The following is a 24097-nucleotide window of genomic DNA, read 5'->3' on the forward strand; positions in this document are numbered from 1 at the left end:
ACTCTTGAGTTCGATCAATTATCATCCTGAACAAACGGTTTCAGCTAACCAAATCCAAATAAACTACGATAGTTTTGGAGATAAAAATCATCCTGCTATTGTGTTGATTATGGGGTTAGCCACCCAAATGATTTATTGGGATGAACAATTTTGTGAATTGCTTGCTTCCCAAGGTTATTGGGTTATTAGATTTGATAACCGTGACATAGGTAAAAGTACTTGGCTTGACTCATTGCCTGCACCTTCAAGTCTCGCCTTGTTAACGAATGCGGTATTTAAACGCCCGCTAGGTGCCGCTTATTTGTTGTCTGATATGATGAAAGATACGCTGGGGTTGTTAGACGCTTTAGAGATACACAGTGCCCATGTTATAGGTGCATCGATGGGAGGCATGATTGCCCAAGAACTTGCAATTAATCATCCGCAAAGAGTTAAAAGTTTAACTTCAATCATGTCTACTACTGGCAATAGGAAACTACCTAAGCCTTCAGCAGCCTTTAGTATCAAAATGCTTAAATCACCCCCTAAAGACAGCAGCAAAGCCGTCGCCTATGGAATTCAAGTATGGAGATTGATACACGGTGAACATTATCCTTTTGATCAACAAAAAGTCGTGTCTTTGATTAATCGAGCACTACAAAGAGGTTTTAACCCAAAGGGAAATACACGGCAATTAGCCGCCATTTTGGATTCTCCCGACAGAACTCAATCACTTGGCTCTTTAAGCATACCAAGCTTAGTCTTACATGGAGCGGATGATCCCTTAGTTCCTGTCGCATGTGGTGTAGCTACCGCAAAGGCCATACCGAATGCCAAAATTAAGATTTTTTCGGGGATGGGGCACACCATCCCTAGTCAACTTTATGATGATATTACCAACGAGATACTTGTTCACATCAAAGCCAGTTAACTCTTAAAGCGGGCAAATAAACCATTTACGCCACGAACCAACCATTTTGGATAGTGGGTGGCCCACTGTACTAATAACTTGTTGGTTATTTTATCCAAAAATATGACATCTCCTTTCATGCTAGCCTTGTACGCTTGTGCAGCAAGCACCATAGGATCGGCTTTTAGGAATTTGGGGATAAATTTTTCCAAACCATCGGCATGATTAAGCATTTTGGTTTCTGTCATACCTGGGCAAACGCAAGTGACAGTCACTCCTGTGCCACGAAACTCCTCTGCAATACCTTCTGTGAAAGACAATACGAATGCTTTACTGGCACCATAAGCTGCAAAATTAGGTGTAGGCATGAAGCTCGCAATGGAGCCAACGTTGACAATTTTTCCTTGTCCTCGAGCTAGCATGGGTTTGACAAACTGCTGTGTCATGTTTACGAGGCTTTGGATATTTAACTGCAGTAGGTTGTTGAGTTGTTGTGAGTCGCTGAGGCTTAATTTTTCTACTTGCATCATGCCCGCATTATTCACCAATATATCGATTTCAATTCCTTTTAGAGTCATTGTGGTAAATAACTTTTGCGCCGCATCGATTGGGATCAAGTCTGCTGGGAAAACCTCAACGTTTATCAAATATTTGGCTTGCAGATGTTGCGCAAACTCTTCAAGTTTGGCTTGATTACGAGCCACTAGTACTAAGTCATGGCCATTTTTTGCATATATTTCTGCAAAGCTGCGACCTATGCCTTCTGATGCGCCAGTGATGAGTGCGGTATTAAGTTTGGCCATTGAAAACCTCGTAAATAGTGAGTGTTATTGTTGTTTTGGGTCGAATAAGTCGTCAATAAAGCCAAGTTGTGACGATTCATCGGTTTGATTTTGCTTTTTATTCAACGCTGCTTTCGCCCGTCTTTTACGCGCTGCACAGGCTTTGATTATTTTGCTCTGTACATCTTGTTCTAGTTTTATCCAATGCACTCTTTCATCTCTGGAGCGAAAGCAACCAACGCAAAATCCTTTAGGCCCTGATTGACACACACCAATACAAGGGCTGGTAATTTCAAAGATTTCAATCTGCTTCAATGATTGCCTCAAAGCTACATTTATTAATTCATGCTAATAATAACATGTTGCGTGAAAACTGAGCAGACACTTTGACAGTAGACAATAAAAAGGCCGCTAATATGCGGCCTTCAGTATTAAAAAAACGCTACCAGATTTGTACTCTATCCTCGGGTTTAAGATACATTGCATCACCTTCTTTTACGTCAAATGCTTGATAAAAAGCATCGACATTGCCGACAATGCCATTTACTCGGAATTCTCCAGGTGAGTGCGGGTCACTAAGTAATCTAGCTCGCAACGCGTCTTCACGAGATTTGCTACGCCATACTTGCGCATACCCCATAAAGAATCGCTGATTTCCAGTTAGCCCATCTATAACCGGTGCTGCCTTGCCTTCGAGTGACATTTGATAGGCTTTGTAACCTATGGTCACACCCGCTAAATCACCAATGTTTTCTCCTAAGGTCAATTCACCGTTGACGTGTTGTCCTTCTAAAGGTTCAAATTCATTAAACTGGGCTACTAGCTTTTTGCCCAATACATCAAAGGCTGCTCTGTCTTGGTCTGTCCACCAACTGCGCAGGTTGCCTTGGCCATCATATTTTGACCCTTGGTCGTCAAATCCGTGACCAATTTCATGTCCAATTACCGCGCCAATTGCGCCGTAATTTACTGCGTCGTCGGCATTCATATCAAAGAAAGGGGCTTGCAAAATTCCAGCTGGAAATACTATTTCGTTTCTAACTGGTGAATAATATGCGTTGATGGTTTGAGGTGTCATCCCCCAGTCGGCTTTGTCTACTGGTTTACCAATCTTGTTAGTATCTTCAAAATGGTCAAACGTAGAATATCGAATATAATTGCCGACTAGTTCATCGGCTTTGATTTCTAAGTTTGAATAATCACGCCACTTATCTGGGTAGCCAATTTTCGGTGTAAAAGCGGCTAACTTTTCTAACGCGGCAGTTTTAGTGGCGGCCGTCATCCATTCCAGTTGTTTAATACTATCGCCATAGGCTTTTGTTAGGTTTTTAACCAAGGCATCCATTTTGGCTTTCGCTTCAGGGGTAAAGTGTCGTTCAACATATTGTTGTCCTAATACTTCACCTAATACACCACTCGTTGCTGCTACAGCGCGTTTCCAACGTGGACGTTGCTCTGGAATACCGTTTAAAGTTGTTGAGTGGAATGCAAAATGTAGGTCGACCATATCTTGGCTAAGACGAGAAGCGTAACTATCAACTAGGTTAAAGGTTAAATAATCCTTCCAAGTTTGTAAGTCGTGGGCCGCAAAAATACCTGCAATTTTTTCGAAATAGGGCATATTACGCACTACCATATTATCGACTTCACCTACGCCACTGGCGTCTGCGTAAGCTTGCCAATCAAAGTTACCAAGTATGGCTGCAACTTCTGCGGCGCTTTTTTTGTTGTAATTTTTCTCGGCATCTCTGCTCTCAACTCGAGATAAATGTTTGCCAGCAATATCTTTTTCCAACGCCATAATTTTAGTAGCGGCATCGGTAGCGGATTTGTGTCCAACTTTAGTTAAAATATCAGCCATGTATTTTTCTGTGGCTGCGCGGAAGTTAACAAATTTTTGTTCTTCTTTGCTGTAATAATCTCTATCGGGAAGGGTTAAACCACTTTGATAAAGATACATAGTGATAACATCAGGATTTTTAGCATCGGGAGATGTATAGAAGTTAAATGCTCCACCTACTCCTATGACTAATAACTCTCCGAACACTTTAGAAAGCTGCTGCATGTCTGCTGCATTGTTGATCTTATCTAAAAAAGGTTGCATTGGAGTCAACCCTTTTTGATTCGCTAGTTCGACGTTCATGTAGCTGTTATACATGTCACCTAGTTTTTGAGTGTTTGACCCTTTTTCTGCGTGAGTGTTAGCTGATTCTTGGATCAACGTTTTCAAATTTTCTTGGGTGTCGTCGTATAAAACATTAAATAATCCGTAACTTGATTTTTCTGCAGGGATTTCGGTTTGTGATAACCATGCACCGTTTACATATTGAAAAAAGTCGTCTTGAGCACGTACATTTTGATCGACTGCGCTTAAATCGATACCAGATACTTTAGGTGCTTCGGTAACTGCAGCCACAGTTGTTTCTGTGTCATTTGCGGGAGTACATGCACTCAAACCCAAAGCAAGACTTACACTTAACGCTACAATATTGATTTTTTTACTGATTCTCTTCATCTGCCTACCTTTTGTGGAGCAATATATTTTGCTCTCGTGTTGTTTTTATAAAAAAGGAGAGTTTACTGGTAGCGTGAATTAACTGCAAAAACTGCAAGGAGTTAAGTGTGAGTAATTGTTTCAATCAGGCAATAAAAAAGGGCCAAAAGGCCCTTCTTACTAAGAATAAAGAAAGTGTTACTTTTTCTTGGCCTTAGGGTTCGGCAAATCTGTAATGCTGCCTTCATACATTTCAGCGGCTAAACCTATAGATTCATTTAGGGTAGGGTGAGCATGAATGGTTAACGCGATGTCTTCTGCATCAGCACCCATTTCGATGGCTAAACCAATTTCACCTAACATTTCACCGGCGTTAATACCAACAATAGCGCCACCAATTACGCGGTGTGAATCTTTGTCGAAAATTAACTTAGTCATACCTTCTGTACGTGCCGAAGCAATGGCTCGACCTGAAGCAGCCCAAGGGAAAGTTGCAGACTCATATTTGATTCCTTGCTCTTTCGCTTCTTTTTCAGTGAGGCCAACCCAAGCCATTTCTGGATCGGTGTAGGCAACTGAAGGAATACATTTAGGATCGAAGAAGTGTTTCATGCCCGATATGACTTCAGCTGCCACGTGACCTTCGTGAACTGCTTTATGCGCAAGCATAGGTTGCCCCACTAAATCACCAATCGCAAAAATGTTAGAAACGTTGGTACGCATCTGTTTGTCAACATTGATAAAGCCACGCTCATCTACTTTTACACCGGCTTTTTCGGCATCAACCAAACTACCGTTAGGACGACGGCCTACTGCAACCAATACTTTGTCGTATTTGACTGCTTCAGCTGGCGCTTGTTTGCCTTCAAAAGATACATACAAGCCATCTTTTTTCGCTTCAACACCGGTAACTTTTGTTTCAAGCATGACGTTAAATTTGTTTTTAACGTATTTTTGGTAGATTTTAACGACGTCTTTATCAGCAGCAGGTACCAATTGATCAAGAAATTCCACTACGTCAATTTCAGTACCTAAAGAGCGATACACAGTACCCATTTCAAGACCAATAATACCGCCGCCTAATACCAACATTTTCTCAGGTACATCGGCCAGTTCAAGGGCTCCGGTTGAGTCAATCACACGAGGATCGTCTTGTGGGATGAAAGGCAAGTTAACTGGTTCAGAACCCGCTGCGATAATAGCGTTATCGAAAGTAATAGTGGTTTTTCCATCTTTACCTTCTACTTCTAAGGTATTGCCGCCAGTAAATTTACCGTAGCCTTGCACATGTTTCACTTTGCGCATTTTAGCCATGCCAGACAAACCACCGGTAAGTTTACTTACAACGCTATCTTTCCAACTACGTACTTTATCTAAATCGATTGTTGGTTCGCCAAAGGTTACACCATGGCCAGCCATTTCTTTAGCATCATCTATTACTTTAGCAACGTGTAATAAAGCTTTAGAAGGAATACAACCAACATTCAAGCACACACCACCTAACACATCGTTGACGTCTACTAAAATCGTTTCTATGCCTAAATCAGCAGCACGAAAAGCGGCTGAATAGCCTCCTGGGCCTGCACCTAATACTACTAATTGAGTCTTAATTTCGCTCATATGATCCTCAAATTCTGTTTTTGAACAACATGTTTAGCCAGCTGTGCAGGTAACATGTTGTGTATAAATTCAGCCTAATTGGCTTGATAACAGGTAGCAGAAACTGCCACCTATTGCTTTCTAAAGTATTATTCTACGTAAATCAGTTAAGTTTGCAGCAACTTCAGTTGAGAAGCGAGCACCTACTGCACCGTCAATGACTCGATGATCGTAGGACAAACTTAAAGGTACCATCAAACGTGGTTCAAACTCTTTACCATTCCATTTAGGTTTCATATCTGATTTAGATACCCCTAATATAGCAACTTCAGGCGCATTAACAATGGGGGTAAAGGCAGTTCCACCAATACCACCTAAGCTTGAAATGGTAAATGTGCCGCCTTGCATATCGGTTGCTTTTAATTTGCCTTCGCGGGCTTTGACAGAGGTTTCAATCAATTCTCGTGAAAGTTGTTCAATGCCTTTTTTGTTAACATCTTTAATCACTGGAACCACCAAACCACCTGGTGTTTCTACTGCAATACCGATATTAATGAATTTCTTAAGAATTAAACTCTCACCATCATCAGACAGTGATGAATTAAACGCTGGGAATTTTTCTAAGGCTTTGGCTACTGCTTTCATAATAAAAACCAAAGGAGTGATTTTCAATCCCGATTTGATTTTCCCATGGTAAGCGTTTTGTTCTTTTCTAAAGTTTTCAACATCAGTAATATCAGCTTCGTCAAATTGAGTAACATGAGGGATAGTGGCCCAGTTACGGTGTAAGAAAGGTCCAGATATTTTCTGAATGCGAGTTAACGGTAAAACTTCAATCTCACCAAACTTGGCATGATCAATGGGTTTAACAGTAGCGATTTGAAGAACATTATCGGCAACGATAGCATTACCACCTGACGAACGTGGTTTCGCTAGTTCTGCTTTGACATATGCCTGCACGTCTTCTTTTAGAATACGCTTCTTGGGCCCTGTACCGGCTACTTGGCTTAAGTCTACACCGAACTCTCTGGCTATTCTGCGAACAGACGGTGAAGCGTGTGCTTTACCTCCAGTTGTTTGAGTTGCGGGTGCGGATGCTGGAGCTGGAGACGGAGCGGGTTTTGCTGGAGCTGGTGCAGCCGCCACTGCAGGTTTTTCGGCTGCAGGAGCAGAAGCAGGTTCAGCTTGATTGGCCGTTGGTGCGCTACCCACAGTTTCAAGTTTAATTACCAGCGTACCTTGTTTGACCTTATCGCCAGACGAAATAAATACTTCTTTGACAGTACCGGCATGGGTAGAAGGTACATCCATAGTCGCTTTATCGGTTTCTAAGGTGATTAAACCGTCTTCTTGCTCAATTACGTCGCCGACCGAAACCAATACGTCAATGACGTCTACTTCGCCGTCTTCGCCTATATCAGGCACAGCTACTTCGATAAGTTCGCTTGAAGAAGCTGCGGCGGGTGTGGTGGCTGGGGCAGGTTCTGCTTCTGGCTCTGGTGAACTGGCTGCTTCAGGTGTTAATTGCTGCGCAGGCGCTGCTGCATCAGTGCTTTCTTCTGCATTTTCAGGTGTAGCGGTGCCGGAAGGTTTAATCTCACCAATGACATCACCTTCTTTGATCTTGTCACCCACTTTTATCGACAAACTCGCTAATTCTCCTGCAAATGGGGCAGGAATGTCCATAGAGGCTTTATCGGATTCAACTGTGACAATGCCATCATCAGCTTCTAGCGTGTCGCCAACGGCGAAACAAATTTCTATTATTTCAACTTCTTCGCCACCTACATCAGGGACTAGAATTTTTTGAATATCAGACATATATAAGACTCCTTATCTAGCCGCTATTAGGCGTAAAGTGGATTAAGTTTATCTGTATTGATATCGAAACGTTTAATTGCCTCGGTCACAACACGCTTCTCTACTTCGCCACGTTTTGATAATTCGTACAATGAAGCGACAACGACATAAGCTGCATTCACTTCAAAGTGTGTACGTAAGTTATCACGGCTATCACTGCGTCCGAAACCGTCGGTACCTAAACAGCGATACTCAGTTTCTATAAATGCACGTATTTGATCTGAATAACCTTTAACGTAGTCAGTTGCAGCAATCGCTGGACCCGCGTCTTTAGTAATAACCTGACCAATGTGAGCGGTAAGAGGCTCTGCTTCTGGATTAAGCATGTTCCAACGAACTACGTCTTGACCTTCACGTGCTAATTCATTGAATGAAGTTACAGAGTAAACATCAGAAGATACGTTGTAATCAGCGCTCAATATTTGAGCGGCTTTACGTACTTCGTTTAGGATAGTACCTGACCCCATTAACTGAACATTAGACTTTGACTTGCCTTTACCTTGGGCTTCAACACGCTCTAACTTGTAAATACCTTTAATGATATCTGCAGCTACGTCATCACCTTCAGGCATTGCTGGGTGTTGGTAGTTTTCGTTCATTAGGGTTAGGTAATAGAAAACATTTTCGTTTTCGCCGTACATGCGGCGTAAACCGTCTTGAACGATTACGGCTACTTCGTACCCATAAGTCGGGTCGTAAGTAACACAATTAGGAATTAAGTTAGCTTGAACATGTGAATGTCCATCTTGGTGTTGTAAACCTTCACCATTTAGCGTTGTACGGCCAGCCGTTGCACCTAACAAGAAGCCTCGAGCTTGGCTATCACCCGCAGCCCAAGCTAAATCTCCTACACGTTGGAAACCAAACATAGAGTAGTAGATATAAAAAGGTATAGTCGTGGCATTACAAGTTGAGTAAGACGTACCAGAAGCCACCCAAGACGCCATCGCACCTAGCTCGTTAATGCCTTCTTGTAAAACCTGCCCTTTCTTATCTTCACGATAATAAGCGACTTGGTCTGCATCTTGTGGGATGTATTTTTGACCTTCGTTGGCATAAATACCTACTTGTCTGAACAAGCCTTCCATACCAAAAGTACGGGCTTCATCAGGAATAATAGGGACGACACGTTTACCCATTTTTTTATCTTTCAACAAGACATTTAGCACACGTACAAAGGTCATAGTAGAAGACACTTCACGATCGCCCGAACCTTTTAAAATAGCATCAAAAGCTTTTAATTCAGGCATTTCAAGCTGTTCTTCTGCTTGCACACGACGCTGCGGCAACGAGCCACCAAGCGCTTCACGACGTGCCTTCATATATTTATATTCTTCACTGTCTTCAGCGAATTTGAAGTAAGGTAAGTCTACAATTGCTTCGTCAGCTACGGGAATATTAAAGCGGTCACGGAATTTCTTAATTGAATCCACATCCATCTTTTTAACGTTGTGAGCAATGTTTAATGCTTCGCCTGATGCGCCTAGCCCGAAACCTTTGATTGTTTTGGCTAAAATTACTGTTGGGCGATCTTTGGTATCCATCGCTTTTTGGTAAGCAGCAAACACTTTCACTGGGTCATGCCCACCACGGTTTAGGCGGAAAATATCTTCATCAGACATATTGGCGACCAATGCCGCTGTTTCAGGATATTTGTTAAAGAAGTTTTCTCGGGTGTATTTGCCACCTTTGGCTTTACAGTTTTGGTATTCACCGTCTACTGTTTCGCTCATTAATTGTAAAAGTTTACCGGATTTATCACGGGCAATAAGTGCATCCCAGTAACTTCCCCAAATAACTTTGACCACTTCCCAACCTGCACCACGGAACGTACCTTCAAGTTCTTGAATGATTTTGCCGTTACCACGAACCGGGCCATCTAAGCGTTGTAAATTACAGTTAATGACAAAAGTTAAGTTATCTAGGCCTTCACGAGAGGCTAAACCAATCGCACCTAATGATTCTGGCTCATCACATTCACCGTCACCCATGAAACAATAGACTTGTTGGCCAGAACAGTCTTTTATGCCACGGTTGGTGAGATATTTTAGGAAACGTGCGGTATAGATGGCTTGCAGTGGTCCCAATCCCATAGATACGGTAGGAAATTGCCAATAGTCTTTCATTAAATGTGGATGAGGATATGAGGATAAACCTTCGCCATCACATTCTTGACGGAAGTTATTCAAACGTTCTTCGGATAAATTGCCTTCAACAAAAGAGCGTGCATAAATTCCAGGGGAAATATGTCCTTGAGAAAAAATAAAGTCTCCGCTGTTTTTTTCATTCGGAGCTTTAAAGAAGTGATTAAAGCCAACGTCATATAACATGGCGGACGAAGCAAAACTACCAATATGACCACCTAGCTCTAAGTCCTTTTTGGAGGCTCGCAATACAATCATCAAGGCATTCCAACGAATCGCACCACGAATACGCGCTTCAATCGTTTGGTCACCAGGCATAGTAGGCTCTTGTGCTACCGGAATGGTATTGATGTACGCTGTAGTGGCATCATAAGGTAAATGCGCTCCACTACGACGAGCTTTGTCAATTAGAGCCTCTAAAAGGAAATGCGCACGTTCTGCACCTTCTTCTTCAAACACTGTTTCTAAAGAGTCTAACCATTCTTGCGTTTCTTGTGGATCCACATCCGGATGCATCATATCAGCCATGGTGCTTTCCTATTTTATAGTTTGTTAATAAAGGAACTTATTAATAATCAATAAGTTGTTATTCATTTCATATTCGAATGTGCCGTAACACATACAGTGAAATCGTTAATTTACTTCAATTCTGCGTAACGCTCTTTGCATACGCATGTCTTGTCTATTAATGTTGAGTAAAGTGTCTTCAATATAGGCCAAATGTTCGTTACTAGCCTTGCGAGCCTCTTCAGGATCTCTGGCTAAAATCGCTTGAACTATATTGCGCCTTTGGCGATTTATGTTTTGTTCTACATCTGCATGTTTAGCTAACACCTCTAGGTTGCGCTGGATATTATCCTGCAACATAGACTGTAGACTTCGCATCACGTGCTGTAAAACCATGTTGTGTGCCGCATTGGCCATCGTCAGATAAAAATTCACTAAGGCTGTTGCCTCCTGGCTTTTATCTGCAGAATTTGATCCTGTTGGTAATGCGTCCAATGCATTTTCCAGTGCCTTATAATCTGCTGGTTGCCCCCGCAATGCCGCGTAATAAGCAGCCATACCTTCAAGGGCATGACGAAATTCAAGTAAATCGAATTGCATTTCTGGTTTGTCGGACAACAGTAATAAAAGAGGCTCGGTAATTAATTCGTTGAGACGAGGCTTAACAAAGGTGCCTCCACCTTGTTTACGTTCCACCAAATTTTTGGCTTCAAGTTTTTGGATCGCTTCCCTTACTGAGGGTCTAGAAACCGCGAATTGTTCGGCTAAGGTACGCTCTGACTGCAATTTTTGTCCTGCTAACAATCTACCGTCTAAAATCATGGATTCTAATTGCTCCATAATATCGTCAGATAATTTTCTAGATTGCACTCTGCGCATTCAATAATTCCATAGAAGATAAAGGCAATAAAAACACTATTTGGTAAATTGGTTATACCATTTAACCGCAATAGCTTAGTAGACATTTGCCGTGGGGTAAATATTAATTTTATGAAAGGCTAATGAAATGCGGGGGAATATTGAAAAGTTTATAAAAAACAACAAGATAAAAAATTGAGGTGGTGGTCAGACCTTTAGTTGATCCAACCTGATAGAGTGAGCAATGCGATAATTACTAACAAAAACATTACGTTTCTTTTAGCTAAGCGCACTAAGGTACAGGGTTCTTCGGTGCAGTCATTATCGTCTGGTTCGATTTCTTCGGCCCGTTTAGAGACCTGCATTAAAAGTGTTTTAGCTTCAATGGAAGGATCGGGAAGGTAGCCAAGCCAAGTTGGGAATGCTCGAGAAAAATGACCCACTAATAAAAAGCCTAGTGCAGTTATGCGCACTGGTATCCAATCACTAATGCTAAGTAAACGTTTTATTTGACTACTTATTTGCTCATTATTAGACGCTAACTTAGCGTCCATTTCTCTGACCAAAACATAAAAAACTGCACCTGCGGCACCACATGCCGCAAACCATAAAATAACGGCTGTGTAGTGCCGGTAATTTTGCCAAACTAAGTTGAGGCCAAAAGAATGAGTTGTTTTGTCATCACCGCTGATTTGGTCTTCATACATGCTACAAGCCTGTAAATCACCACGGTTTGCTGCTTGTAAAAAACATTTATAGGTAGCGCGGATGTTAGGGCAACCTACACACACCATCAATATAGCTGTACTAATGACTAACTCTACAAGCCCGCCTGCAAATTCTTGGACAATCAAATATACAATCAAAACAGGCAGCAAAATAACCAGCGCTAATATCCAAGATTTGGAGGACGATTCAAACCAACCTTTAGGCTCCACAAGTTGTATATATTTGTCTGCATAAAATCCCCCTTGCCAATATTGGGACTTAGTAGTGACGCGCTCAACGAGTAGTACCAGCAGCAAGCTGATTAATGTCATGATTTTTTCTCTTATTTTGTCTTAATTAGATTGACCTGATGAATCATACCATCTGCCGAAAACGAGGCCAGTCAAAAGCTATACCCGGATCGGTTTTTCTCCCTGGGGCAATATCATTATGGCCAACCACTCTTCCTAACGTAATCGCAGGATAAATGTGCATCAATTGTTTAGCGACGATACCCAAGCTTTGATATTGCTCTTGGGTATAGGGAATATGGTCAGCGCCTTCAAGTTCAATACCGATGGAATAATCATTGCACTTTTTTACTCCTTGAAAACTTGAGACACCGGCATGCCAAGCCCTTTTATTAAACGGCACAAATTGCAAAATATGTCCATCACGCTTGATTAAACAGTGGGCTGATACACGCATTTGATAAATACGGGCAAAGTAGGGATGTATTTTAGGATCTAAACAGCCAGTAAAAAAGTACTTGATATAATCACCACCAAATTGATTGGGTGGCAATGAAATATTGTGTACCACTAAAAGCGAAACACTAGTTTGTTCGGGGCGCTCGTCCCAATGTGTAGTTGGGCAATATTCAGCTTCAGATAAAATGGCGTTCTTAATCAAGGTATTAGCGGTATAAAAGGCCTGTTATTGTTATCATAACAAAGTGAATCAGTGAAAGCTGACAATTTTTTAGAGAGTAGATTAAGCAATGCAGCAAAGTAAAATGGGAAAGGGCATGTTAATAGTTGCTTGGGTTATTGGTTTAGGCTTATTAACTTTGTTGTTTGATGATCAACTTGCCAAACAGTTTAATCCGAATGCCGAACCCATTTCCTCATTTAGCCAAGGTGTGCAAGAGGTACGCCTTAAACAAAACCGGGCGGGGCATTATGTCAGTGGCGGCGCCATAAATGGTCAACCGGTGGTGTTTCTATTAGACACTGGCGCTACCCATGTGTCGGTACCTATGCATTTAGCTGAACAACTTAATTTGCAAAAAGGCAGAATCTCTTGGGTGCAAACCGCTAATGGACGTGTTCAAGTGGCTCAAACCAATATTCAACGATTGTCAATTGGTGATATACAATTGCACGATGTGAGGGCTAACTTAAATCCAGGGTTCAAAGATAATGAAATACTGCTGGGAATGAGTGCCCTAAAACAACTAGAATTCACCCAAAAAGGTGAATGGCTCATTTTAAGAAATTTGTAAATAAGATCAACTTAGCCTTACGTACCACTGTTATAAGAGAAATTATGCTAGATATTGATATTAAATCAGCAGTTGCAATTGCACTATCGGAAGATTTAAATGGCTTATCCGCTGACGAAGGCGACATTACCGCGAATTTGATCCCGTCCAATCAAAATATTATTGCCGATATTATCACTCGCGAAGAGTGTGTGTTAGCAGGAGCCGCTTGGGTGACAGAAACCTTTGCGCAACTTAATAAAGCGATACAGTTACAGTGGTTTGCCAATGACGGAGATAGGTTACACGCTAATCAACCTATAGTACGCGTGATTGGCAATGCCCGACATATACTGACGGCAGAGCGCACCGCATTAAACTTCTTACAAACATTGTCAGCTACTGCCACTATTGTCGCTAAGTGCGTAAAGGAACTTGAGGGTACTAATACTCAGTTATTGGATACTCGTAAAACGTTGCCCGGAATGCGACTAGCACAGAAGTATGCGGTAACTTGTGGTGGTGGCACTAATCATCGAATTGGTCTTTTTGATGCCTATCTTATAAAAGAGAACCATATTTTAGCCTGTGGTTCGATACAAGCAGCGGTGGAAAAGGCAAGGCAGCATTACCCGCACTTACCCGTGGAAGTTGAAGTTGAGAATATTCAAGAATTACTTCAAGCAATTGCTGCAAAGGCCGACATTGTGATGCTAGACAATTTTAGTTTGGACATGTTAAAGCAGGCGGTGACCCTCAACCAAGGTCAATGCAAACTAGAAGTTTCAGGTAACATTACGATTGAAGAATTAAAAAAATTATCAGGTCTAGGTGTAGACTTTATTTCGTCAGGCGCCCTTACCAAGCATGTTCAAGCAATAGATTTGTCTTTAAGAGTAATAGAAATAACCACCACTAAGCTTTGATAGGAATGGTGGCAATAGAATGGTAGATGTCTTTTGAATGTAAGATTGAATGGTTAAGACTTGGGTATATATCTACATACTTGTCAGATACATAACTCGATCTATACTGAACAGGAATTCAAAAACAACGCCCTAATTCGGCAACCGGCAAAACCTTTAAAACTTAAATTTACACAAAACGTGTTGGAGATAAAACCATGAACATGACTCAAATGAAAAATGCAAAAAAACAAGGCGGCTTCACTTTAATCGAATTGATGATTGTAGTGGCTATTATCGGTATTTTGGCAGCGATTGCTTTGCCAGCTTATCAAACTTATACGCAAAAAGCGCGTTTCTCAGAAGTAGTTAACGCAACGTCTGGGGTTAAGACTGGTGTGGAAATCTGCGTGCAAACTGGCGTTCCTGCTGATTGTACCGGCGTTCCAACTACTGGGGCAGCAGAAAGTGCTGCAGTAACTTCAGTAGCAATCACTGGAGATGCTTCAGGATACATCATTACTGCTACACCAGCTGCGGTAAACGGTATTTTGGCTGCAGATACATATATCCTTACAGGCGTACCTACAAATGGTGCTGTAATTTGGACTAAAACTGGTGGTTGTGTTACTAAAAACCTTTGTTAGTCATCGTTTAATAATAGTTTGAAATATTTTAAAGCCCAGAGTTGTCTGGGCTTTTTTGATTGAGTTTATCTACCGTTAATAAAGGTATCTTTATGGCTTCTTCTCCTACAATTTTCGTTTATAACGGCTCTAATCGTCGAGGTCAAATTGTTAAAGGCGAAATTTCGGCCATGTCTATTGTTGAGGCAAAAAATCAGCTGCGTAGACAAGGTATTTCGGCCAAAAGGGTTAAAAAACTTGCTAAACCTATGTTCGGCGGTGGAGAAAAAATTAAACCAGTTGATATCGCTTTATTATCTAGACAAATCGCGACTATGCTCAGTGCTGGAGTTAGCTTAATTCAAACTATTGATATGATTGCTTCCGGTCATGCTAATAAAAAGATGCGTGCGCTATTAGGTGAGATAGGAGCGAGTGTTAGTGCGGGAAATCCCCTTTCATCGACCTTACGTAAATATCCGGATTATTTTGATGACTTGTATTGCGATTTGGTTGAAACAGGTGAGCAGTCCGGTGCCTTAGAAACTATCTATGATAGGATTGCAATCTATAAAGAAAAATCCGAAGCCCTTAAATCAAAAATCAAGAAAGCCATGTTTTACCCTATAGCTGTAATCGTTGTGGCGTTTATCGTAACCACTATTCTATTGATATTTGTTGTTCCTCAATTTGAAGAAATATTCTCTAGCTTTGGAGCTGAGCTTCCCGCATTTACCCAGTTTGTATTAGGTATCTCTCGAGGGATGCAAGATTACGGGTTGATAATAGGTGGAGTGGTGATTGCTGCTGGTGCGTTATTCGCTAGAGCTCATAAGAAGTCTTTGAAATTGCGGGATTGGGTAGATGCTAAAACCCTAAAAATTCCAGTGATAGGCGAGATACTTAAAAAGGCTTCTGTTGCTCGATTTACACGAACCTTAGCGACGACCTTTGCTGCAGGTGTGCCTCTAATGGGCGCGCTAGACTCAGCGGCAGGGGCTGCAGGTAACTCTGTGTTTCGAGATGCGATTTTATTTGTGAAAAAAGAAGTGTCGGGTGGTATTCCTATGAACGTCGGCATGCGTTCCACTGCAGTATTCCCTGAAATGGTCGTACAAATGATTGCCATAGGTGAAGAAGCCGGAGCTGTTGATGAAATGCTAAGTAAAGTCGCAACCATATACGAAGCCGAGGTAGATGACATGGTGGACGGTCTGACGAGTTTACTAGAGCCGATGATTATGGCTGTTCTGGGGGTGGTCATTGGTGGATTAATTGTTGCGATGTACTTGCCAATATTCGAAATGGGTAATGTGGTCTAATCAATTTCAGTTTTTAGGTTTTTGGGTCTCTCTCGTGGCTTGCTAGTTAAAATTCTGGCAAGCTACTGTCACTAAATTTTTATACTACTGTCTTAATAGCTAATTTATGCAAGCAACTTTTCAATTGATGGCTGACTCTCCAGCTTTTTTTATGGGCTTTGTGTTTATCGTCAGTTTGATGGTAGGCAGTTTTCTGAATGTGGTTATTTATCGTTTGCCGGTCATGATGGAAAGATCTTGGCAGGCAGAGATTGCAGAATATTCTGCTACACACGAAGCGACTGGAAGCAACACGTCACAACCATCAGCGCCTCCTTTTAACTTAGTGAAACCCGACTCAACTTGTCCCAAATGCCAACACAAAATTAGAGCTTGGGAAAATATTCCTGTCATAAGTTGGTTATTACTAAGGGGGAAATGTAGTCGGTGTAAAAACCCTATATCGATTCGTTACCCTTTAGTTGAATTAGCGACAGGTTTGTTATCGACTTTGGTCGCTTGGCATTTCGGCTTTGGTTTAGCTGGCTTTGCCGCTGTTGTCGCCACATGGTTATTGATTGCTATGACATTTATTGACTTGGACACTATGTTACTGCCTGATCAATTAACTCTGTCTTTGCTGTGGCTGGGTTTATTGTTAAGCATTGAAAGCCCTTTTGTGTCTAGTCAAGATGCGCTGATTGGCGCGGCTGTTGGTTATTTAAGTTTATGGAGTCTGTATTGGGGATTTAAATTACTCACAGGCAAAGAAGGTATGGGGTATGGTGATTTCAAACTCCTCGCGGCAATCGGTGCCTGGGTAGGCTGGCAGCATTTACCTGTAGTTGTGTTGCTGTCGTCATTTGTAGGTGCAATTGTGGGAGTAACTTTACTCACTGTTCAAGGAAAGGACAAAAGCCAACCTATTCCATTTGGACCTTATCTAGCAGCAGCTGGTTGGTTGACTTTGTTGTATGGTGATTGGGTTGTTGAACAATATTGGCAGTGGATACTGCCATGAGTGATTATGTTGTTGGTATAAGTGGTGGTATAGGTAGTGGGAAAACGACTGTCACGGACCTATTTGCAAAGCTTGGTGTAGAGGTAATTGATGCCGACGTGATTGCAAGAGACGTGGTAGAACCTGGCACTCCAGCATTAAAAGCAATTATAGCTAAATTTGGTGTATCAGTTCTTGATGAGTCAGGAAAGCTCAATCGAACTAAATTACGTACTTTAGTTTTTGCTGATATCGAAATTAAGAATTGGCTAAACCAACTTTTACACCCCGCGATTAGAGAATTAATGTTGATGCAAATCAAGCAAGCCAAGTCGAAATATTGCTTGTTGAGTGTGCCTTTGTTGGTTGAGAATAAAAGTTACGAATGGGTTGATAGGGTAGCGATTGTTGATGTAGATGAGCAAACTCAGCTTCAAAGAACGGTATTGCGAGATAACACCAATAACCAAGAAATACGGGCAATTATGGCTGCTCAAGCGACTAGGCAGCAACGTTTGGCTGTTGCTGACGATGTAATTGATAACGCGGGCAACCGTGAGGATTTACTTGAAAAAGTGTCGCAGTTACATCAACAATATCTAAAACTAGCCAATCAAAAAAATGGTGAGTTAAATACAGATTAATTTTAGCCTATTGATTTGATTAAAAATTCTTTACAATGTTTATCCACTGTACGTTTTACAGTTTAATCAAGGTAAATAGGTGATCATGTCTCAAGCAATTTACGAATTTCCACTCAATGAAAAGGTACGCACTTACCTTAGGCTTGAGCAGTTATTTAAGCAGCTCGAGCAAGGGAAAACAGCCGATGAAAATTGGCAATATATTAATTTTCTGGACAGTTTATTCACTTTACTCGATTTGTCTGAACGTATTGATCTGCGTAATGATGTTCTCAAAGACATTGAGTCACACGAAAAAAATCTGGTTATTTGGTCGCAACACCCCAATATAGACGACGAAGCCTTGCAGTTCGCTTTACAAAAGATTTTACGTTTGCGTGAGTCCCTTAAAAGCAATAAAAAGGTTGGCGCAGAGCTTAAAGAAGATCGATTTCTGTCCTCAATTAGGCAGAGATTTTCGATTCCAGGTGGTACCTGTAGCTTTGATTTGCCTAATTTACATTACTGGTTACAACAACCTAGCGAAGATAAACAACGGGACGTTAAAAGCTGGTTACTAGAACTGACTCCAATTCAACAAGCGATGGAAATTACTCTTTCATTCTTACGTGAAAGAGGGCGATTTAGTGCGGTTGAAGCCGAAAAAGGGTTTTATCAAGGCATCGCTGAAGATAAAAATGAGCTAATTCGAGTCTTGAGTTCTACAGATCAAGGATATTATCCCATGTTGTCGGGTAATAAATATCGCTATGCAATTCGTTTTACGTTATTTACTCCTACTATGGAGGGCAGTTCATCTGTCGAGTCCAAGGTGGACTTTAAGTTGGCTTGTTGCTAAACCTCTCATTTTACAATTCGAGATTATATCAATGACTATCGTTAACTGCCCCAATTGTCAAAAGCAAGTGGAATGGGCTCCCACCAGTCTTTTTCGCCCTTTTTGCAGTAAAACCTGTCAATTAGTTGATTTAGGTGAATGGGCGGATGAAATGAAGTCTATTCCGTGCGGCGCAAATAAAGATCAAGAAACCATTAAAATACCTGACTTGGATATTGAAGATATCGAAGCCATGTTAAGTGAGCAGTCTGAAGGCTTTTTTAAAGAGTAGTTTGATTTATAAAATAGATTAGCCTAATCAATATTAATAATTTTGAAAGATTAGCTTTAACGCGTATCTTCCTATTATCGAATTATTACTTGTTTAACTTTTTAGGAGACATATATGACAAATCCAAATTTTGCAGATAAATCTGGACAAGCGGTTCCACAATGTAGTTTTGCTGCGCGTGTTAATGATGAGTGGGTGAAAATCACTACAGATGAATTGTTTAAAGGTAAAACAGTGGTTGTGTTCTCCTTACCCGGTGCATTCACACCAACCTGTTCATCCACTCATTTGCCTCGATACAATGAACTGGCTAAGACCTTCAAGGCCAATGGTGTAGACGACATCATTTGTGTGTCTGTCAACGATACATTTGTAATGAATGCATGGGCTGAAGACCAAGAGTCAGATAATGTGACCCTTATTCCAGATGGAAATGGTGATTTTACTGGTGGTATGGGGTTGTTAGTGGATAAGTCTGAAATTGGTTTTGGTAAGCGTAGCTGGCGTTATTCTATGTTGGTTAAAGACGGCGTAGTAGACAAAATGTTTATTGAACCAGATTTACCTGGCGACCCTTTTGAAGTCTCTGATGCTGATACTATGCTGGCCTATATTGCCCCAGAAGCCAAGGCTTCAGTAGCCACAGCTATTTTAACTAAGCCTGGGTGTCCGTTCTGCGCTAAAGCAAAAACATTATTGGATGCCAAAGGTTTTGAGTACGAAGAATTAGTGATGGGTAGGGAAGTGTCTTTTACATCACTTAAAGCGCTTTCAGGAAACGAAACTTGGCCGCAAGTCTTTATTGGTGGCAAATTAATCGGTGGTTCCGACGACTTGGAAGCATATTTTGCTTAAGGTTTAATTTGTGTAGTAATGGCGCCAGTGTGCGCCATTTTTTGTGGTTGCGAAATAGTAAATTATGATGCAACTGGATATAGTAGTCGCAATTCAATATCAGGGCATACTCTATATGAAGTTTCTTTTTGTGCTGTTTGTTTTATGCACTATGTCGTTCCCTTTTGCTGCAAACTCTAGCTCGATTGAATTAGAGTTTGACCGATTTGACAGCATTTACCAAACACAATTGGCCACCACCAATGGTTGTCAAACGCCACAATTGAATGTATTCAAAGTCTGTTCAGATAAATTAAAAAACGAGGGCAATGCACCTTATATTTTGCATCACAATAAAACGACCTCAAAAGTGGTGGTGTTGTTCCATGGATTAAGTGACTCCCCTTTTTATTTCCGATCGATTGCAGAATCTATTCATCAGCAAGGTATTAATGTTGTTGTAGCCTTAATGCCTGGACATGGTAAAAAACACGCCGATAAGGATATGCAGGATGCCGAGCTAGCAAATCGTTGGCGTAACCATGTCGCGGACATGGTGGATTTCGCAGCGGGATTAGGTGAGCAAGTGTATGTTGGGGGGTTTTCTACGGGTGGTGTGTTAGCAACAGAGTATATATTGCAAAACCCGCAAACAGTGAAAGGCCTACTATTATTTTCTGGCGCTTTAGCACTCGATTCAAGTGTAGAATCTATCGCGAAAATCTGGGGCATCCAATGGTTAGCGAAACTTATTGATGGCGATTACGACACCCAGGGTCCTAATCCTTACAAATATCCCAAAATAGCGCGTTTTTCAGCATTCGAATTAACTGAGGTCATCTTTTCGGTTCGCGCGTTAATTGAAAATGGCGCGACACTCAGTTTACCTGTCTTTGTTGCCCACTCAGTTGCAGATAAAACTACGCCTATAGAGGGTGTTAGAAATCTTATGGCTATCAACCAAGGTACTAATACGTTTTTTGAAATCCCCAAACGTGTTGATGTATGTCATGCTGATGTGGTGATAAATAACCAGCAAATTATAGACATAAACTATGACGCAACAAGGTTGCAAGAAATACTGCCGTGCGATGTGCCTAAAGCTAATCCTAAACATGCAGAAATGCTGATGTCTTTGCAGAAATTTTTGAGAGATAATTAGGATGAATCATTGGATTGTTTTATTCCGAGGCATCAATGTAGGCGGCAAAAACATAGTCGTTATGAAACGACTAAAAGAAACACTGCTTGGACTTGGTTGTCAAAATGTTGAAACTTATATTCAAAGTGGAAATGTTGTGCTGCAACACCCAGAGCCAAACGCTCAAGTACTATCTAGAAAGATAGCCTGCGAAATTGAAGTTAGCTTTGGTTTTCAAGCACAAATATTGGTTTTAACATTAGCTAAATTTCAACAAGCTGTGGCAAACAACCCTTTTCCTGAAGCTCAAGCTGACCCGAAAACGCTGCATCTGTATTTTTTGGCGGCACCAGCTGAAAACGTAACCTTTGATAAAATGAATCAACTTAAAAAGGACAGTGAAATGTTCAAGTTGGTAGAGCAAGTCTTCTATTTACACGCGCCAGATGGCATTGGTCGCTCTAAATTGGCCGAAAAAGTAGAGAAGCTGTTGGCAGTGCCAACCACTGCCAGAAACTGGAACACAGTAAACAAATTACTGACATTGGCTAGCAAGCAATAGTGAAATGTGTATAAAGCAAAATAAGCAGATTGAGCAGCAAGAGCATCAGAACGGCAAGGTCATCAGAATGAACAGTGCAGCATGGGCTGCACTGTTCTGATATTGTTTGGGTGCTGGGGTGTTTAATTATCTCTTAGAGATTTTTTGCTCATTAGGGTATGTTTGATCAGTTTGCCAAACGCTCTATCTTGCTGATGAGATTGGGCCAGTGACATACTATTTCTAGCTTGTTCCTTAAGCATTTTTTGATAGTTTTCTAATCTTCGAGGGGCTAATTCTCCGGTTTCTATCGCCGTTAATACTTTACAACCGGGTTCTGTTTGGTGTTGGCAATTACTAAACTTACACTGGCTGGCGATTAGCTCAATATCTGAAAATACCGTCTTAATCCCGTCTTCACAATCGGTGAGTTGTAATTCGCGCATTCCGGGGCAATCTAAAATTAACCCTCCTGGATGAGTAAAATATAGAGAACGGCCTGTTGTGGTATGCCGGCCTTTACTATCATCCTCTCTAATTGGTGCCGTACTTTCTTGTCTTAGACACAATGTATTGGAGATCGTGGTTTTCCCCACGCCAGATGAACCTAACAGCACTACTGTTTGCCCGACCTTGCACCAATCTTTGAGCTGATGAACTTCCTCGATGTTCAGGGCGTTAAGTGTTATCACAATCAAGTGTGCCTGTAACTCACGCAATTGTGCCAAGTAAGCACTTTTTTGTTCCTCGTTAATCTTATCTGCTTTGGTTAAAATTAATACTGCTTCTACTTGTGCTTCCTTGGCTAGAGCTAAATAACGTTCAATACGGGATACGTTGAAATCGTGGTTGCAAGAGCTAACAATAAAGGCGGTGTCTACATTAGCTGCAATCAATTGACTGGTATTGGAGCCGGGGGATTTTCGTTGGAACATGCTCTGCCTTTCTAAAATGACAGGTGCGTCGGTTGTTATTTTTGGAATCAGTAACCAGTCACCTACAGTGCAGTTTTGCAAGTTAGGGTATTGAGCTAAATTCAAGTCAAGTTCGCCGCTTTCGCCCAACACAATGAGTCGATTTCTAAAAACTTGGGTGACTCGATAAGGTGTAGTTTGTTCTAAGTTATCTAATGTTAGTTGTTGATTGAAAAACGTTTTCCAACCTAATTGCGCTAAGGTAAAGTTTTTTTCAGACATGATAAATCCTGTTGTCTAATAGTTAACGGGTCAATTTAAGGACAATAAAATAGACATCGCTTAACAAGACAACGGGTAGTGGGATAAGAGAAAACGGCTCTTAGTTTAGACAGCTACCCGCTTTAGCCAAGCAATGTAGGTAGTGACAACAATCATCAAAAAATCTCCTTAGTTATAAAATAATTACACAGCTAAAGTAACAGCGCACTACAAACCTGTAAAGCTGAAACTGTCTCAGTCTGCCCATATCAGTAAAAACTTATAGTTAACCATCAAGTAAAGAAATGGCGAATAGTTGAAAGCGTTTTATTCTAGAATCGGTTTATATAGCTGCATTAGATTAACTCATCTTAAGGATAATACATGTCTGAACAATACACTCTTTATGGCGCCCCAATGTCTTTATATACGGGGAAGGCTAGATCCTATTTGATTTTTAAAAGTTTGCCCTACACTGAGGTGTTTTCTTCGCTGAAGGTCTATAAGAGTGTCATCGTTCCTAAAACTGGTGTGCGTTTTGTGCCTGTGGTCAAAACACCTGAAGATGAATATTTACAAGATACCGCTCAGATTATTGATACTCTCGAGCAACGTCATCCGCAGCGTTCGGTTATCCCAACAACGCCTAAACAGAAGTTAGTCTCTTACCTTTTTGAAACTTGGGGAGATGAATGGCTAGTGATACCCGCTATGCATTATCGCTGGAATAAAGCTAATTTCCCCTTTATTTATCAAGAGTTTGGAAAGGTTGTTGCACCGAATATGCCTGGCTTTATTCGTGCATTTATTGGCAAAAAAATTGGAGCAAAGTTTAAAGGGTTTGTGCCTATGTTAGGTATTACTGATAAAAGCATTCCTGCCATAGAATACTGGTATGAAAACCATGTGTTGCCTCTATTGGATAAACATTTTGCTGAGCATGATTATCTACTAGGCGGTAAACCTTGTTTAGGTGACTTTGGTTTAATGGGCCCCTTGTACGCTCATTTATATCGCGATCCCGAGCCTGGTGCTTTAATGAAAAAAATAGCGCCTAACGTGGCTAAATGGGTTGAAAGAATGAATCAAGCCCAAAACGTTGAGGGAGACTATTTAGCCGATGATTTAATCCCTGATACTTTACTTGAGCTGTTGTCTCGTATTTTTAAAGAGCAGTGGCCAGTGCTAATTAATACAGTGAAAGAATTAGAAAAATGGGCAGAGAAAAATCCACCAAACGCCGAGATCCCCAGAAGCATAGGGGAACACCAGTATACTATTGGTGAAATAACTGAACAGCGCGCCATTGGCACTTTCCATCAATGGAAAGTGCAACGAATATTGGATTGTTACCAGCAATTTGATGAGCAGCAGAAACAGTCAGTTGACACTTTTTTGCAATCCGTTGGCGGATTAGAGAGTATGCAGTTAGATATTAAAAAGAAACTCAGTAGAGTGAACAATAAATTAGTATTCAATTGAAATGAATTGAATTAA

Annotated in this window: 23 protein-coding genes; 13 read left to right on the forward strand and 10 right to left on the reverse strand. The window is 41.1% G+C overall.

Annotation, left to right across the window (positions count from 1 at the left end; all coding sequences use genetic code 11):
• The first annotated feature begins 4 nt into the window (after positions 1-4).
• On the forward strand, positions 5-910 hold the full coding sequence (locus ABJK37_RS15260) for an alpha/beta hydrolase (RefSeq protein ID WP_348355678.1): 906 nt from the start codon (positions 5-7) through the stop codon (positions 908-910).
• Here ABJK37_RS15260 and ABJK37_RS15265 read toward each other — a convergent pair.
• From ABJK37_RS15265 to ampD, 9 genes are all read right to left on the reverse strand, one after another.
• Positions 907-1692, reverse strand: coding sequence for an SDR family NAD(P)-dependent oxidoreductase (locus ABJK37_RS15265; RefSeq protein WP_348355682.1), 786 nt, complete (start codon positions 1690-1692; stop codon positions 907-909). The two genes, ABJK37_RS15260 and ABJK37_RS15265, sit on opposite strands and share 4 nt — an antisense overlap.
• 24 nt (positions 1693-1716) lie before the next feature.
• On the reverse strand, positions 1717-1986 hold the full coding sequence (locus ABJK37_RS15270; protein WP_348355685.1) for a DUF1289 domain-containing protein: 270 nt from the start codon (positions 1984-1986) through the stop codon (positions 1717-1719).
• A gap of 127 nt (positions 1987-2113) precedes the next feature.
• Entirely contained in the window at positions 2114-4186 is a 2073-nt protein-coding gene (locus ABJK37_RS15275) for a M13-type metalloendopeptidase (protein WP_348355688.1), read from the reverse strand.
• A gap of 177 nt (positions 4187-4363) precedes the next feature.
• Positions 4364-5785, reverse strand: a complete 1422-nt coding sequence (gene lpdA, locus ABJK37_RS15280) for a dihydrolipoyl dehydrogenase (RefSeq protein WP_348355690.1) — start codon at positions 5783-5785, stop codon at positions 4364-4366.
• Between the two features lie 120 nt (positions 5786-5905).
• Positions 5906-7585, reverse strand: coding sequence for a dihydrolipoyllysine-residue acetyltransferase (aceF, locus tag ABJK37_RS15285; RefSeq protein ID WP_348355693.1), 1680 nt, complete (start codon positions 7583-7585; stop codon positions 5906-5908).
• Positions 7586-7611: 26 nt separating this feature from the next.
• A complete protein-coding gene (aceE, locus tag ABJK37_RS15290; RefSeq protein WP_348355696.1) occupies positions 7612-10296 on the reverse strand; it encodes a pyruvate dehydrogenase (acetyl-transferring), homodimeric type in 2685 nt (894 codons plus the stop codon).
• A gap of 105 nt (positions 10297-10401) precedes the next feature.
• A complete protein-coding gene (locus ABJK37_RS15295; protein ID WP_348355699.1) occupies positions 10402-11154 on the reverse strand; it encodes a GntR family transcriptional regulator in 753 nt (250 codons plus the stop codon).
• A gap of 194 nt (positions 11155-11348) precedes the next feature.
• Positions 11349-12173, reverse strand: coding sequence for a beta-lactamase regulator AmpE (gene ampE / locus ABJK37_RS15300; protein WP_348355703.1), 825 nt, complete (start codon positions 12171-12173; stop codon positions 11349-11351).
• A 43-nt stretch (positions 12174-12216) separates the two neighbouring features.
• On the reverse strand, positions 12217-12753 hold the full coding sequence (gene ampD, locus ABJK37_RS15305; RefSeq protein WP_348355706.1) for a 1,6-anhydro-N-acetylmuramyl-L-alanine amidase AmpD: 537 nt from the start codon (positions 12751-12753) through the stop codon (positions 12217-12219).
• 88 nt (positions 12754-12841) lie between these two features.
• Between ampD and ABJK37_RS15310 the strand changes: the two genes are divergently transcribed.
• The 11 genes from ABJK37_RS15310 to ABJK37_RS15360 all read left to right on the forward strand — a co-directional run bounded on the left by ABJK37_RS15310 (position 12842) and on the right by ABJK37_RS15360 (position 21446).
• Positions 12842-13345 carry a TIGR02281 family clan AA aspartic protease gene (locus tag ABJK37_RS15310; protein ID WP_348355709.1) on the forward strand — a complete coding sequence of 168 codons (504 nt, stop codon included), beginning with the start codon at positions 12842-12844 and terminating at the stop codon, positions 13343-13345.
• A 44-nt stretch (positions 13346-13389) separates the two neighbouring features.
• On the forward strand, positions 13390-14250 hold the full coding sequence (gene nadC, locus ABJK37_RS15315) for a carboxylating nicotinate-nucleotide diphosphorylase (RefSeq protein WP_348355712.1): 861 nt from the start codon (positions 13390-13392) through the stop codon (positions 14248-14250).
• 197 nt (positions 14251-14447) lie between these two features.
• On the forward strand, positions 14448-14876 hold the full coding sequence (locus tag ABJK37_RS15320; protein ID WP_348355715.1) for a prepilin-type N-terminal cleavage/methylation domain-containing protein: 429 nt from the start codon (positions 14448-14450) through the stop codon (positions 14874-14876).
• Between the two features lie 92 nt (positions 14877-14968).
• Positions 14969-16177, forward strand: a complete 1209-nt coding sequence (locus ABJK37_RS15325) for a type II secretion system F family protein (protein WP_348355719.1) — start codon at positions 14969-14971, stop codon at positions 16175-16177.
• A gap of 106 nt (positions 16178-16283) precedes the next feature.
• Positions 16284-17177 carry an A24 family peptidase gene (locus ABJK37_RS15330; RefSeq protein ID WP_348355722.1) on the forward strand — a complete coding sequence of 298 codons (894 nt, stop codon included), beginning with the start codon at positions 16284-16286 and terminating at the stop codon, positions 17175-17177.
• Positions 17174-17800 (forward strand): dephospho-CoA kinase, encoded by a 627-nt coding sequence (coaE, locus tag ABJK37_RS15335; RefSeq protein ID WP_348355725.1) that lies wholly within the window; start codon positions 17174-17176, stop codon positions 17798-17800. The genes ABJK37_RS15330 and coaE overlap by 4 nt, the downstream gene beginning before the upstream one ends.
• 85 nt (positions 17801-17885) lie before the next feature.
• Positions 17886-18638 (forward strand): cell division protein ZapD, encoded by a 753-nt coding sequence (gene zapD, locus ABJK37_RS15340; protein ID WP_348355728.1) that lies wholly within the window; start codon positions 17886-17888, stop codon positions 18636-18638.
• A 31-nt stretch (positions 18639-18669) separates the two neighbouring features.
• Positions 18670-18909, forward strand: a complete 240-nt coding sequence (gene yacG, locus ABJK37_RS15345; RefSeq protein ID WP_348355731.1) for a DNA gyrase inhibitor YacG — start codon at positions 18670-18672, stop codon at positions 18907-18909.
• Between the two features lie 114 nt (positions 18910-19023).
• Positions 19024-19764 carry a glutathione peroxidase gene (locus ABJK37_RS15350; protein ID WP_348355734.1) on the forward strand — a complete coding sequence of 247 codons (741 nt, stop codon included), beginning with the start codon at positions 19024-19026 and terminating at the stop codon, positions 19762-19764.
• A 64-nt stretch (positions 19765-19828) separates the two neighbouring features.
• Positions 19829-20905 carry an alpha/beta fold hydrolase gene (locus ABJK37_RS15355; protein WP_348355737.1) on the forward strand — a complete coding sequence of 359 codons (1077 nt, stop codon included), beginning with the start codon at positions 19829-19831 and terminating at the stop codon, positions 20903-20905.
• Between the two features lies 1 nt (position 20906).
• Positions 20907-21446, forward strand: coding sequence for a DUF1697 domain-containing protein (locus tag ABJK37_RS15360; protein ID WP_348355740.1), 540 nt, complete (start codon positions 20907-20909; stop codon positions 21444-21446).
• Between the two features lie 122 nt (positions 21447-21568).
• Here ABJK37_RS15360 and rsgA read toward each other — a convergent pair whose 3' ends face one another.
• A complete protein-coding gene (gene rsgA, locus ABJK37_RS15365; RefSeq protein WP_348355743.1) occupies positions 21569-22621 on the reverse strand; it encodes a ribosome small subunit-dependent GTPase A in 1053 nt (350 codons plus the stop codon).
• Between the two features lie 363 nt (positions 22622-22984).
• Between rsgA and ABJK37_RS15370 the strand changes: the two genes are divergently transcribed.
• Positions 22985-24082, forward strand: coding sequence for a glutathione S-transferase family protein (locus ABJK37_RS15370; RefSeq protein WP_348355745.1), 1098 nt, complete (start codon positions 22985-22987; stop codon positions 24080-24082).
• The last annotated feature ends 15 nt before the right edge of the window (positions 24083-24097 follow it).

Source organism: Paraglaciecola sp. (genome assembly GCF_039964565.1).
Lineage (GTDB): Bacteria > Pseudomonadota > Gammaproteobacteria > Enterobacterales > Alteromonadaceae > Paraglaciecola.

Coding starts and splice junctions, on each gene's coding strand:
- ABJK37_RS15265 (WP_348355682.1), bottom strand. CDS start 1,692: ATGGCCAAACTTAATACCGCACTCATCACTGGCGCATCAGAAGGCATA.
- ABJK37_RS15275 (WP_348355688.1), bottom strand. CDS start 4,186: ATGAAGAGAATCAGTAAAAAAATCAATATTGTAGCGTTAAGTGTAAGT.
- lpdA (WP_348355690.1), bottom strand. CDS start 5,785: ATGAGCGAAATTAAGACTCAATTAGTAGTATTAGGTGCAGGCCCAGGA.
- aceF (WP_348355693.1), bottom strand. CDS start 7,585: ATGTCTGATATTCAAAAAATTCTAGTCCCTGATGTAGGTGGCGAAGAA.
- aceE (WP_348355696.1), bottom strand. CDS start 10,296: ATGGCTGATATGATGCATCCGGATGTGGATCCACAAGAAACGCAAGAA.
- ABJK37_RS15295 (WP_348355699.1), bottom strand. CDS start 11,154: ATGCGCAGAGTGCAATCTAGAAAATTATCTGACGATATTATGGAGCAA.
- ampE (WP_348355703.1), bottom strand. CDS start 12,173: ATGACATTAATCAGCTTGCTGCTGGTACTACTCGTTGAGCGCGTCACT.
- ABJK37_RS15310 (WP_348355709.1), top strand. CDS start 12,842: ATGCAGCAAAGTAAAATGGGAAAGGGCATGTTAATAGTTGCTTGGGTT.
- nadC (WP_348355712.1), top strand. CDS start 13,390: ATGCTAGATATTGATATTAAATCAGCAGTTGCAATTGCACTATCGGAA.
- ABJK37_RS15320 (WP_348355715.1), top strand. CDS start 14,448: ATGAACATGACTCAAATGAAAAATGCAAAAAAACAAGGCGGCTTCACT.
- ABJK37_RS15325 (WP_348355719.1), top strand. CDS start 14,969: ATGGCTTCTTCTCCTACAATTTTCGTTTATAACGGCTCTAATCGTCGA.
- ABJK37_RS15330 (WP_348355722.1), top strand. CDS start 16,284: ATGCAAGCAACTTTTCAATTGATGGCTGACTCTCCAGCTTTTTTTATG.
- coaE (WP_348355725.1), top strand. CDS start 17,174: ATGAGTGATTATGTTGTTGGTATAAGTGGTGGTATAGGTAGTGGGAAA.
- zapD (WP_348355728.1), top strand. CDS start 17,886: ATGTCTCAAGCAATTTACGAATTTCCACTCAATGAAAAGGTACGCACT.
- yacG (WP_348355731.1), top strand. CDS start 18,670: ATGACTATCGTTAACTGCCCCAATTGTCAAAAGCAAGTGGAATGGGCT.
- ABJK37_RS15350 (WP_348355734.1), top strand. CDS start 19,024: ATGACAAATCCAAATTTTGCAGATAAATCTGGACAAGCGGTTCCACAA.
- ABJK37_RS15355 (WP_348355737.1), top strand. CDS start 19,829: ATGATGCAACTGGATATAGTAGTCGCAATTCAATATCAGGGCATACTC.
- ABJK37_RS15360 (WP_348355740.1), top strand. CDS start 20,907: ATGAATCATTGGATTGTTTTATTCCGAGGCATCAATGTAGGCGGCAAA.
- rsgA (WP_348355743.1), bottom strand. CDS start 22,621: ATGTCTGAAAAAAACTTTACCTTAGCGCAATTAGGTTGGAAAACGTTT.
- ABJK37_RS15370 (WP_348355745.1), top strand. CDS start 22,985: ATGTCTGAACAATACACTCTTTATGGCGCCCCAATGTCTTTATATACG.